At 62.8% G+C, this 8505-nt stretch carries 8 protein-coding genes; 5 read left to right on the top strand and 3 right to left on the bottom strand.

Annotated elements, in window-relative coordinates:
• Positions 1–83: 83 nt before the first annotated feature.
• From HCZ87_RS09425 to rpsA, 5 genes are all read left to right on the top strand, one after another.
• A complete protein-coding gene (locus HCZ87_RS09425) occupies positions 84–854 on the top strand; it encodes a tRNA (guanosine(46)-N(7))-methyltransferase TrmB (protein WP_167643500.1) in 771 nt (256 codons plus the stop codon).
• A 96-nt stretch (positions 855–950) separates the two neighbouring features.
• Positions 951–2303 carry a 3-phosphoshikimate 1-carboxyvinyltransferase gene (gene aroA / locus HCZ87_RS09430; RefSeq protein ID WP_167643501.1) on the top strand — a complete coding sequence of 451 codons (1353 nt, stop codon included), beginning with the start codon at positions 951–953 and terminating at the stop codon, positions 2301–2303.
• A gap of 103 nt (positions 2304–2406) precedes the next feature.
• Positions 2407–3006 carry a d(CMP) kinase gene (locus tag HCZ87_RS09435; RefSeq protein WP_167643502.1) on the top strand — a complete coding sequence of 200 codons (600 nt, stop codon included), beginning with the start codon at positions 2407–2409 and terminating at the stop codon, positions 3004–3006.
• 163 nt (positions 3007–3169) lie between these two features.
• The gene (locus HCZ87_RS09440; RefSeq protein WP_167643503.1) at positions 3170–3799 is read left to right on the top strand and encodes an NAD(P)H-dependent oxidoreductase; all 630 of its coding nucleotides are present in this window, start codon (positions 3170–3172) and stop codon (positions 3797–3799) included.
• A 586-nt stretch (positions 3800–4385) separates the two neighbouring features.
• The gene (gene rpsA / locus HCZ87_RS09445; protein ID WP_167643504.1) at positions 4386–6065 is read left to right on the top strand and encodes a 30S ribosomal protein S1; all 1680 of its coding nucleotides are present in this window, start codon (positions 4386–4388) and stop codon (positions 6063–6065) included.
• A 90-nt stretch (positions 6066–6155) separates the two neighbouring features.
• Here rpsA and HCZ87_RS09450 read toward each other — a convergent pair whose 3' ends face one another.
• The 3 genes from HCZ87_RS09450 to HCZ87_RS09460 all read right to left on the bottom strand — a co-directional run bounded on the left by HCZ87_RS09450 (position 6156) and on the right by HCZ87_RS09460 (position 8424).
• Positions 6156–6662: a DUF6653 family protein gene (locus HCZ87_RS09450; protein ID WP_167643505.1), complete on the bottom strand. Its 507-nt coding sequence runs from the start codon at positions 6660–6662 to the stop codon at positions 6156–6158.
• A gap of 173 nt (positions 6663–6835) precedes the next feature.
• On the bottom strand, positions 6836–7540 hold the full coding sequence (locus HCZ87_RS09455) for a VIT family protein (protein ID WP_167643506.1): 705 nt from the start codon (positions 7538–7540) through the stop codon (positions 6836–6838).
• Positions 7541–7743: 203 nt separating this feature from the next.
• On the bottom strand, positions 7744–8424 hold the full coding sequence (locus HCZ87_RS09460; protein WP_167643507.1) for a metal-binding protein ZinT: 681 nt from the start codon (positions 8422–8424) through the stop codon (positions 7744–7746).
• Between the last annotated feature and the right edge of the window lie 81 nt (positions 8425–8505).

The following is an 8505-nucleotide window of genomic DNA, read 5'->3' on the forward strand; positions in this document are numbered from 1 at the left end:
CCCTGCGGCAGGAGGGGCGCGACATTTTTTCCGCGCGCAGGCCATGATCCGCGCCAACCAGACCCCAAAGGACCGATCTTCCGATGCCCAACGACGACACCCGCTCTTCTCCCGCCGCAGAGGCTGATCTCGGGTCGCCAGAGGCCGGTCAACACGCATCGGGCGCTCCCTGGCGCAACTTCTATGGCCGCTTCAAGGGCAAGCAGCTGAAGCCGAGCCAGGAGCGTTATCTGGACGAGGATCTGCCCGGCCTCAGCCCCGGCGCCATCACCTGGGAGGAAAACCCCGACCGCGCGCCGCTGGATCTGGCGGCGCTGTTTGGTGGGCGCGATGTCTGGCTGGAAGTGGGCTTTGGCGGCGGCGAACATCTGGTGCATCAGGCCGAGAACAACCCGGATGTGGGGATTATCGGGGCCGAACCCTATGTGAACGGCGTCGCCATGCTCCTGGGCAAGCTGCGCAAATCCAGCGCCGACAATGTGCGCGTGCACCCCGGTGATGCCCGCGATCTGATGGATGTGCTGCCGGAGCAGAGCCTCTCGCGTGCGTTTCTGCTCTATCCCGATCCCTGGCCCAAGGCGCGCCACCACCGTCGCCGCTTTGTCACCCAGGAACATCTGGAACCGCTGGCCCGGGCGCTGAAACCCGGTGCGATCTTTCGCGTCGCCACCGATATTCCCGACTACGTGCGCCAGACGCTGGAAGAGGTGCCAAGAGCGGGGTTTGAGTGGCTCGCCGAGGGGCCCGAGGATTGGCGCCAGCCCTGGCAGGACTGGATCTCGACCCGCTATGAGAAAAAGGCCCTGCGCGAGGGGCGCACGCCGCATTACCTGACGTTCCGGCGTCTGGGCTGAGCCAGCGCCCGCCCGGCGGTGCTGCTGCGCTTCTGGATGGACGAGGCGCACGTCTTGCGCTAACAGCTTTGCGACCGACTGAAGAGAGGAACGCCCATGTCCGGCCACGGCACGCCCATCCCGATGACCTCCCGCCGCGCGGCTCCGCTCAAGGGCGAGGCCCATGTGCCTGGCGACAAGTCGATCTCTCACCGCTCGCTGATCCTCGGCGCAATGGCGGTTGGCGAAACTCGGATTTCCGGCCTTCTGGAGGGCGAGGACGTGCTGGACACCGCCAAGGCGATGCGGGCTTTCGGGGCCGAGGTGATCAACCACGGCGGCGGCGAATGGTCGGTCTTTGGCGTTGGCGTCGGTGGCTTTGCCGAGCCGGAGAATGTGATTGACTGCGGCAACTCCGGCACCGGCGTGCGGCTGATCATGGGCGCGATGGCGACCTCGCCGATCACCGTGACCTTCACCGGCGATGCCTCGCTGAACAAACGCCCGATGGCGCGGGTGACCGATCCGCTGGCCCTGTTCGGGGCGCAATCCGTGGGTCGCGATGGCGGCCGCCTGCCAATGACCATCGTCGGCGCCGCCGATCCGGTGCCGGTGCGCTACACGGTGCCGTTGCCCTCTGCGCAGGTGAAATCCGCGGTGCTGCTGGCCGGGCTCAACGCGCCGGGCAAGACTGTGGTGATCGAGCGCGAGGCGACCCGCGATCATTCCGAACGCATGCTGGCGGGCTTTGGGGCCGAGATCACGACTGAGGACACCGAGGAGGGCCGCGTTATCACCCTCACCGGCCAGCCGGAGCTGAAACCGCAGGTGATCGCGGTGCCGCGCGACCCGTCCTCGGCGGCGTTTCCGGTCTGCGCCGCGCTGATCACGCCGGGTTCTGATGTGCTGGTGCCGGGGATCGGCCTCAACCCGACCCGCGCGGGGCTGTTCTATACGCTGCAAGACATGGGCGCGGATCTCACCTTCGAGAACCCGCGGACCGAGGGCGGCGAACCCGTCGCGGACCTGCGTGCCAAATACTCGCCCGATATGAAGGGCATCGAGGTGCCGCCCGCCCGGGCCGCCTCCATGATCGACGAATACCCGGTGCTCTCGGTCGTGGCCGCCTTTGCCAGCGGCACCACCATGATGGCCGGCGTCAAGGAGCTGCGCGTCAAGGAAAGCGACCGCATTGACGCCATGGCCAGGGGGCTGCGCGCCAATGGCGTGACGGTCGAGGAAGGCGAGGATTGGTGGAGCGTCGAGGGCTGCGGCCCCGAGGGCGTCAAAGGCGGCGCCACTTGCGAAAGCTTCCTGGATCACCGCATCGCCATGTCCTTCATGGTGATGGGCATGGGCGCACAAAACCCGGTTTCGGTCGATGACGGCAGCCCGATCGCCACCTCCTTTCCGATCTTTGAACCCTTGATGGCGGCGCTCGGCGCCAACCTGAGCCGCGACAATCATTAGGCCCCTCTTCTAACCCCCAAATATCCCGGGGGTGAGCGGCAAGGCCGCGAGGGGGCAGCGCCCCCCTCTCTTGAACCGGATCAAACCAGAGGACAGCGTCCCGATGAGCTTTACCATTGCGATCGACGGCCCGGCAGCGGCGGGCAAGGGCACCATCTCGCGCGCGGTGTCAGAGCATTTCAACTTTGCTCATCTCGACACCGGGTTGCTCTATCGTGCCGTGGGCGCGCGCATGCTGGGCGGCGAGGATCCGACCCGGGCCGCCGAAACGCTGGAGATCACCGACCTGGAGCGCGACGACCTGCGCAGCCCCGAGGTGGCCCAGGCGGCCTCCAAAGTGGCAGTGATCGCGGCGGTGCGGGCGGCGCTGGTGGATTTCCAGCGCGCCTTTGCCCGTCGGTCGGGCGGGGCGGTGATGGATGGGCGCGATATCGGCACGGTGATCTGCCCGGAGGCCGAGGTAAAGATCTTTGTCACCGCCAGCGCCGAAGTCCGCGCCACCCGGCGCTTTCTGGAACTCACCGGCAAGGGCAGCGTGGGCACGCTTGACGAGGTGCGCGCCCGCGACGAGCGCGACATGACCCGCGTCGAGGCCCCCTTGAAGCCCGCCGATGACGCGGTGCTGATCGACACCACGACCCTCGGCGTTGACGAAGCCGTCGCCCAGGTGCTCGCCTTGGTGCAGGCCCGATTGGACGGCTGACCTCCGCCTTGCGCAGCCCCTGTGCGCGGAGCACCGTTAAGAATGTTAGCGCTAAGGGATTGAAGCTTGCGCCATTGGTGCCTAGATACCTCTCGACGTCAAGATAACCGCCGGGAAACGGCAGGCCTGACGCAGAAGAGATACCCCGAGAAGGACACCCCCGATGTTTTTGGACCAACTGAACTGGCGCTATGCCACCAAGAAAATGGACCCGGCAAAATCCGTGCCGGAAGAAAAAGTCGCGCAAATCGTCGAAGCCATCCGCATGGCGCCGACCTCCAGCGGCGTGCAGCCGTTTGAACTCTTCGTGATCCGCAATGACAAGATCCGCGAAGCGATCCGCGCCGTGGCCTGGGATCAGGCGCAGATCACCGACGGCTCGCATCTTCTGGTGTTTGCGTCCTGGGACAATTACACCGAAGCGCGCATCGACGCGGTGCTGGAGCAGCTGGAGGAAGAGCGCGGCGAGAGCGAGCTGCTGACCAATTATTACACCAACCTCAAGGGCATGCTGCTGCCGCGCTCGGCAGAGGAAAACGCCGCCCATGCCGCGCATCAGGCCTATATCTCCCTGGGCTTTGCCCTTGCCGCCGCCGCCGAGCTGAGCGTCGACAGCACCCCGATGGAAGGCTTCGATCCCGCGCAAGTGGATGAGATCCTCGGCCTGAAAGAAAAAGGTCTGCGCGCCAAGTCAATGCTGGCGCTTGGCTATCGTCAGGAAGAGGGCGACTGGCTGCTGCCGATGAAAAAAGTGCGCAAATCCACCGAGGCGCTGGTCACCGAGATCAACTGATCCCGGTCAAATGATCAAGAAAAGGCGGCGCTGCAAGGCGTCGCCTTTTTTGCTGTGCGCGCCCGTTGCCAGCGGGTATCCGAACCGACCTGAGGGGATGTGGCACAACAGGTATCATGTTTGTGGCCTCCTCGCGCGAGACGACAGTCCCGAACACGAAACCGCCCTGAGCATCCTGCACCGGTTCGAGGACAACACTGAGGACAGCGTCTGACCTTGGGGAGGCGTGAAGCGCCTTCCCGCGGGGAAGGTCAGGCGCTGTCCGGTCTGGCGACCGGAGGAAGGGGTTGACCTCATATGGGCGCGTTTCACGCCGCTGGGATTGTCCTTCACGCTCGGCGTCATTCCGACGGCAACCTTACCCTTGCCAGCAAGGGCGAAAGGGCCTATAAGCCGCCTTGTCAACAGAGATGCGAAAACGCACCAGGACGGAGAGAGCAGGGTCGGGGCATACCTCGGCCCTTTGTGTTTGTTTGTTGCTCTTGATTCGTTTGCGTTCCGTTTCTCGGACCGACCAACCCTGTTCAGACCGGTGGAGACAACCACTCGGCCAGCAAAACCGATTGTAAAGGACACCTGAGACCACATGGCTCAAACAACATCTATGGAGGAATTCGAAGCCCTCCTGCAAGAAAGCTTCGAAATGGACACCCCCGAAGAGGGTTCCGTTGTCAAAGGCAAGATCATTGCCATTGAGGCCGGTCAGGCCATCATCGACGTTGGCTACAAAATGGAAGGCCGCGTCGAGCTTAAAGAATTCGCAAATCCTGGCGAAGCGCCCGAAGTTGCCGTTGGCGACGAGGTCGAAGTTTACCTGCGCGCGGCTGAAAACGCCCGTGGCGAAGCTGTCATCTCCCGCGAGATGGCGCGCCGCGAAGAAGCCTGGGACCGCCTGGAAAAAGCATATGCCGACGACCAGCGTGTCGAAGGTGCGATCTTTGGTCGCGTCAAAGGTGGCTTCACCGTCGACCTCGGCGGCGCTGTGGCCTTCCTGCCCGGCTCGCAAGTTGACGTGCGCCCCGTGCGCGACGCCGGCCCGCTGATGGGTCTGAAGCAGCCGTTCCAGATCCTGAAAATGGACCGTCGCCGTGGCAACATCGTTGTGTCCCGCCGTGCGATCCTCGAAGAATCCCGCGCCGAACAGCGCGCTGAAGTCATCGGTAACCTGACCGAAGGCCAAGCGGTTGACGGTGTGGTCAAGAACATCACCGAATACGGTGCGTTTGTTGACCTGGGCGGCGTTGACGGCCTGCTGCACGTCACCGACATGGCATGGCGCCGTGTGAACCACCCCTCCGAGATCCTGGCGATCGGCGAAACCGTCAAGGTTCAGGTCATCAAGATCAACAAAGAAACCCACCGTATCTCCCTGGGCATGAAACAGCTCCAGGACGATCCGTGGGATCTGGTTGGCGCCAAATACCCGCTGTCCTCCGTGCACAAGGGTCGCGTCACCAACATCACCGATTACGGTGCATTTGTTGAGCTGGAGCCCGGTGTCGAAGGTCTGGTCCACGTCTCCGAGATGTCCTGGACCAAGAAAAACGTACACCCCGGCAAGATCGTTTCCACCTCGCAGGAAGTGGACGTCATGGTTCTGGAAATCGACGGCGCCAAGCGTCGCGTCTCCCTGGGCCTGAAGCAGACCATGCGCAACCCGTGGGAAGTCTTCTCCGAGACTCACCCCGAGGGCACCGAGGTCGAAGGCGAAGTCAAGAACATCACCGAATTTGGTCTGTTCATTGGTCTCGACGGCGACATCGACGGCATGGTTCACCTCTCCGACCTGAGCTGGGACGAGCGTGGCGAAGATGCGATCCAGAACTACCGCAAAGGCGACATGGTTTCGGCCGTTGTCTCCGAAGTGGATGTTGAAAAAGAGCGTATCTCCCTGTCGATCAAAGCGCTGGGTGGCGACAAATTCGCGGATGCCGTTGGCGGCGTGAAGCGTGGCTCCATCGTGACCGTGGAAGTGACTGCGATCGAAGACGGTGGCATTGAGGTGGAATATGAAGGCATGAAATCCTTCATCCGTCGCTCCGACCTGTCCCGTGACCGTGCAGATCAGCGCCCCGAGCGGTTCTCTGTTGGCGATAAGGTTGACGTCCGCGTCACCAACATCGACAGCAAAACCCGCCGTCTGGGCCTGTCCATCAAGGCACGCGAGATCGCAGAAGAGAAAGAGGCCGTCGAACAGTATGGCTCCTCCGACTCCGGCGCGTCCCTCGGCGATATCCTGGGCGCAGCGCTGAACACCGGCGACTAAGCCTTCAGGCGACTGACACAAAAGAGCCCCGCAGGAGCAGTCCTGCGGGGCTTTTTGTTTGCGCGGGTCGCTGCCGTCAGGGATTTGCGCCTAGTAATCCCATTGCCGATAGGCCTCGTGCGATTTCATCATGTCATAGAGCCAGACCATGCGATCCAGATACCAGCTCTTGCCAAGATAGGCCAAGGCGGTGCCCAGGATCGCCCCCCAGGCCGAGGTATAAACAATCGCCCAGATCGCGATCAGCATGCCGATCGACGAGACCATATTGAGGATGGCGTAGAGCGGCGTCTTGTGGATCTCCGGGATGTCGATCTGATCGCGGTTGAGATAGACCCGCTCCCCCAAAACGGATCGCGAGGCCCAGTTGCGGGTTGATTTGGGTTTTGGGAAAAAGACCGGGTTGAAAAACAACCAGAGCAACGAAGCAAGACCCGGGATCAGGCACCACCAGCCGATCCAGACGCGGCTCCAGAATGCCAGCACGATGAGGGGCAGCACGGAATAGCGTGTCCAGACGCTCCAGGGGTTGGCGTGTTTCATCCAGTTTTCGTCGGTCAGTCGGAACAACCGCGCGACCTTCCTTTCGAGTGTCATCGTCTTTCACCTTCCTGCATCAGTTGTATTTGGACTCTGTCAGGCATCATATTTGGGGTGCCCGGCACGAAAGCAAAAGGCCCGGCAGCGTCGCCGCGGCCGGGTCTCTGTTTTTTACGATGGCGTGTCGTGTCTGAATGCGGCGGGGGGGGAGGGCGCGCGATCTGTCCTGATCAGACACTTACCCCAAACACCCAGCCCACCCCTGCGGTGACCGCCATGGCAAAGATGCCCCATCCGACCACGCGCAGGGTTGCTGGCAACAAAGGCGCCGCGCCTGCCTTTGCGCCCAAGGCGCCGAGGACCGCCAGGGCAAGCACGGTCACGATCAGGACGGTTGGCACAATCGCCGTGGCCGGGGCAAAGAACGCCGCAAGGAGCGGCACCGAGGCGGCAACGCTGAAGGTCACCGCAGAGGCAAGCGCCGCCTGGAGCGGATTGGCCGAGTGCACCTCTGAAAGGCCAAGCTCTTCGCGGATATGCGCCGCCAGGGCATCCTTTTCGGTCAACTCCCGCGCCACGGTTTCGGCGGTTTTGCGGCTCAGGCCGCGTTCTTCATAGATCGCGATCAACTCTTCGAGCTCCTGCTCTGGCATCTCTGCCAGGGCGATCTCTTCGCGCTTGATGTCGGCGCGCTCGATATCGGATTGGGAGGAAACCGACACATATTCACCGGCTGCCATCGACATCGCGCCAGCGGCGAGACCCGCAGCACCGGCAATCAGGACGGCCTGGGGCGCGGGATCCGCCGCCGCAACACCGACGATCAGCGAGGAGACCGAGACAATGCCGTCATTTGCCCCCAGCACCGCAGCCCTGAGCCAGCCGCTGCGGGTCACATAGTGTGGATCATCGGAATGCGCGCTGGTCATCGTCATGGTGTTTTCCCTGCAACCTGTGAAACCTGCCGACCGGCCAGGGGATCGGCACGGTCGTCTCGGTCGGCATCCTCTGCCATCTGTTGCGTCAAGAAAAGGCCGATCTGTGCCAAATATCGCGGGGAGGGCGGCTCTTTTACCTGGCTGCGCTCAGGAGGGGCACCCGGCGGGGAAGGGGCCGCACCGGGCGACCCCAAGCTGGATCAATGCGCCAGCATATCCTGGGCGATCTCTTCGCCGCTGAGATGGGCCGGGTAGTAGGTCGGCCAATTGGTCAGCTCTTGCAGCACCTTGGCGCGATCCTCACCCCAGTAGAGGTGATAATGGCCAACCGCCTCGGGCGCGATGCGGTGGTCGCTGAACTGGATAAAGGCCGGGGCCTCGGCATCCCCAGAGATCTTCTTGAACACATAGCGCACCCCACGGTTGCCCTTTTGATAGGTCAGCACCTCAAAGCCATCGTTGGCGTATTGCCCGCTGTAGCTGCCCTCGCCGGAGGTGAAGGTGACGGTCTGGCCGTCGATCTGGATGGCGCTCACATCGGTGGCGTAGCCGACCGTATAATAGGCACGGTATTCGGCGGCGCTCTTGTCACCGTGTTCGGCCTTGTGCTGCATCACCGGATCAAGCGTGCCATCTGCGAGGAAAGGCGCGACCGATTGCCAGGTGCCTTGCCAGTCGGTCAGGTTGCGGGGCTGGATCTGGCTGTCCTCGAAATAGCCTTTGTGGATTTGATCGCTGTGCGCATGCGTGTGGGTCTCGCCATGTTTGTGATCGTGATCGTGATCGTGATCGTGGTCGGCGATCGCAGAGAGCGGAGCGGTCAGGATCAAAGCCGAGGCCGTCGCGAGCGCCATTACGGTGCGGGCGGGAAGATATGTCATTGAGGGGGTAATCCCCCCCGATCTTAAGGGGATGCGGAAGTAGAATTTTCTCGGCAGGATGAACGAGGAGATTCCGATGAA

Source organism: Phaeobacter sp. HF9A (genome assembly GCF_011806385.1).
GTDB lineage: Bacteria > Pseudomonadota > Alphaproteobacteria > Rhodobacterales > Rhodobacteraceae > Epibacterium.

Coding starts and splice junctions, on each gene's coding strand:
- HCZ87_RS09425 (WP_167643500.1), top strand. CDS start 84: ATGCCCAACGACGACACCCGCTCTTCTCCCGCCGCAGAGGCTGATCTC.
- aroA (WP_167643501.1), top strand. CDS start 951: ATGTCCGGCCACGGCACGCCCATCCCGATGACCTCCCGCCGCGCGGCT.
- HCZ87_RS09435 (WP_167643502.1), top strand. CDS start 2,407: ATGAGCTTTACCATTGCGATCGACGGCCCGGCAGCGGCGGGCAAGGGC.
- HCZ87_RS09440 (WP_167643503.1), top strand. CDS start 3,170: ATGTTTTTGGACCAACTGAACTGGCGCTATGCCACCAAGAAAATGGAC.
- rpsA (WP_167643504.1), top strand. CDS start 4,386: ATGGCTCAAACAACATCTATGGAGGAATTCGAAGCCCTCCTGCAAGAA.
- HCZ87_RS09450 (WP_167643505.1), bottom strand. CDS start 6,662: ATGACACTCGAAAGGAAGGTCGCGCGGTTGTTCCGACTGACCGACGAA.
- HCZ87_RS09455 (WP_167643506.1), bottom strand. CDS start 7,540: ATGACGATGACCAGCGCGCATTCCGATGATCCACACTATGTGACCCGC.
- HCZ87_RS09460 (WP_167643507.1), bottom strand. CDS start 8,424: ATGACATATCTTCCCGCCCGCACCGTAATGGCGCTCGCGACGGCCTCG.